Origin of the sequence: Pseudomonas sp. dw_358 (assembly GCF_018449655.1) — a bacterium.
In the GTDB taxonomy this organism is placed as follows: domain Bacteria; phylum Pseudomonadota; class Gammaproteobacteria; order Pseudomonadales; family Pseudomonadaceae; genus Aquipseudomonas.
Genome location: NZ_JAAVUX010000038.1, coordinates 1 through 2,293, shown reverse-complemented (window position 1 = coordinate 2,293; position 2,293 = coordinate 1). Strand labels below are relative to the sequence as shown.

At 45.1% G+C, this 2,293-nt stretch carries 3 protein-coding genes and 1 pseudogene; 3 read left to right on the top strand and 1 reads right to left on the bottom strand.

Translation table 11 applies throughout. From position 1 onward, the window contains the following. The 3 genes and pseudogenes from HB675_RS25605 to HB675_RS25595 form a co-directional block, all read left to right on the top strand. Positions 1–406: pseudogene (locus tag HB675_RS25605) on the top strand (type VI secretion system tube protein Hcp); the annotation flags it as partial. A gap of 11 nt (positions 407–417) precedes the next feature. Beyond that, positions 418–1,266 (top strand): RNase A-like domain-containing protein, encoded by an 849-nt coding sequence (locus HB675_RS25600; RefSeq protein WP_081492614.1) that lies wholly within the window; start codon positions 418–420, stop codon positions 1,264–1,266. Between the two features lie 10 nt (positions 1,267–1,276). Next, entirely contained in the window at positions 1,277–1,645 is a 369-nt protein-coding gene (locus HB675_RS25595; protein ID WP_024959275.1) for a hypothetical protein, read from the top strand. A 329-nt stretch (positions 1,646–1,974) separates the two neighbouring features. On the opposite strand, the gene HB675_RS25590 is transcribed toward HB675_RS25595, so the two are convergent. After that, positions 1,975–2,175 (bottom strand): hypothetical protein, encoded by a 201-nt coding sequence (locus HB675_RS25590; protein WP_213881954.1) that lies wholly within the window; start codon positions 2,173–2,175, stop codon positions 1,975–1,977. Positions 2,176–2,293 lie beyond the last annotated feature (118 nt).

Below are 2,293 nucleotides of genomic sequence, written 5' to 3'. Positions count from 1 at the left end.
GTCACTACGACGCCGTGCAGTCCATCAGTCAGACAGCAAGCTCCAGTGGTGCGCTTCCGCTGGAGGTGTTTCCCTCGGGGATTTTCAGATCAGCAAGTACATTGACCGTGCCACTCCTAAGATATTTGAGCTTTGCTGCACAGGCTCGCATATCAAAACCGTGACAATTCGAGTCCATCGTGCAGGAACAGAAAAATTTAAGTATTTGGACATCGTGCTTGAAGAGGTGCTGATCGCATTGGTCAGCGGACAAGGCGCAGAAAACTCCGGCTTCCCTGTCGAAGTCGTAACCCTGAATTACGGGCGCATTAAATTCGAATACACGCAGCAAAGACGTTCAGATGGCGGCAGTGCCGGTATCGTCTCGGGCGGTTGGGACCGGACCGCTAAAAAGCCTTTTGCGTAAGGAAACGCGTCATGTCTGACTTTGAGGATGGAGATTTTCGCGTTGCCCTCAGCTTCGCACAACTAGCTGCTATCTTAACGCAAGAGTCGCTTACGCCTGCGGAGATAAGGTCAAATCGTATATTTGGAAGCCTTCGGCTGGTCGGCGGAATCATTGAGCTTGCTGGTTCTGGCGTATTATGTGCATTACCTGAGCCAACGATGATTTCAAAAGTCGGGTGCGTGGCCATGGGCGTTCATGCATCTGACCAGCTTTCGGCAGCTACCACGCAAATCGTTACGGGCAGGCAAACCGATTCATATGCATTCAAAGCCGGGGCAACTGTTGCAGAGGTATTGGGGGCTTCAAGAACAACTGGTCAGGTAATTGGCTTGGCCACCGAATTTGCGGTTCCTCTTACCACTGCTTCGCTTTATAACGCTTTTCGAGCTTCATCAGTAAGAGCAGGACGCATATCCGTTATTACCAGTGAAAAACCACTTCAAGCGCCTAAAAAACTGGGCGGCGGGCATACAATTTTAAAGCACGTCGATAAAAATATAGAAAATTTGAAAACACGATTTGCATCAAAAAAAGTTCAAGTCTCATCTACATTTTATGATCTAGAAACGGCAGAATGGGCGGTAAGCCAAGTCCTACAAAGAAACAGACTTAAAATATTAATGCAATCTAAAGCCAGGCTTATCCTTAAAGAAAAGCGAATTGAGCTTTCGACAACTTTGGAAAAACCAATTGGCTGGGGTATAAAAAGAGAAGCGCCCAACACTACAATAAACATGTCAAAAGTAACAGTAGTGATTAAATTTGTTGAGTACAACCATATGCCATACTTCATAGTAACTGCCTTTCCATCAATATGAGACTAGAGTTATGGCATACGGGTTAATAATTGACTTCATTTATGATGTGGGTGAGGGTGTCGGGGAGTTCCTACCAGATGATGAGAAGGCGCAGTTTACGCCTTTGAGCCTAGACCAAATAGTTAAGAGCTACATTGATGAACGCAACCTGCTTAATGTCTTCTTCCTAAAGAGACAAATCAAAAGATATATCAAAAATCACATGACCTCGGAAGGTTTGGAATATGTAGCCCCCCCGTTCGGGCAAGAAACATCTTTCGTTGAAGATTATTTTGATGGAGATCTGCATGTATTTTTAACGAATGTTGTAAGTTTGCTTGATAAAGAATACGAAGTCCGCGTACAAAACTTTTTATCAAAATTTACAAGGCAGGGTTGAGAAAGTGTTCCATACCGGCAATTCAGCTCCTGACCACATCTGCAAAATTAACACTCTCCATACCATGCCGGCATTACTAATGCCGAACATGGTATCGAGGCACTTCTCTGCCGATACCAACCATGCGCACCATGAAAAACGACATTGATGACCTAGTAAGCATCACTATTTAGTTTTATTTTTCACAAAAAATCAAATAGATGACAATAATCCCTACTCCCACTCTATTATCAATCAACCGTATCAACCGTATCAACCGTATCAACCCAATAGAATAACGGCGAAAATGCCATGCCCCTGACCAATACCATGAAATATACCATTCTAAATTATTTAGATGATGGATTACCCTTTGCGTTGGTGAGGCTTTTAACCCCGACCTGACGGGAATTCTTAGCCAACTGCCTCAGTAGGATGGCCAGCTCGGCTGGGTCATTACTAAGCCGTACCTCAGCCAGTAGCTCGGCCGCATAGTCCGGATCGAGCTGAAACTGCTCGGCCATGGCCTCGTCGTGGGAACGATCTTTCATCTGTCATCATCCTTTTGGGTCAGCAGGGAATGGCCGAAGAGGGGTGCTTCGAATGGGCAGGAGTGGAACGCTAATGTAATCTCTTCAACAACCAAAATAGTTATGATTTTGTAATGGC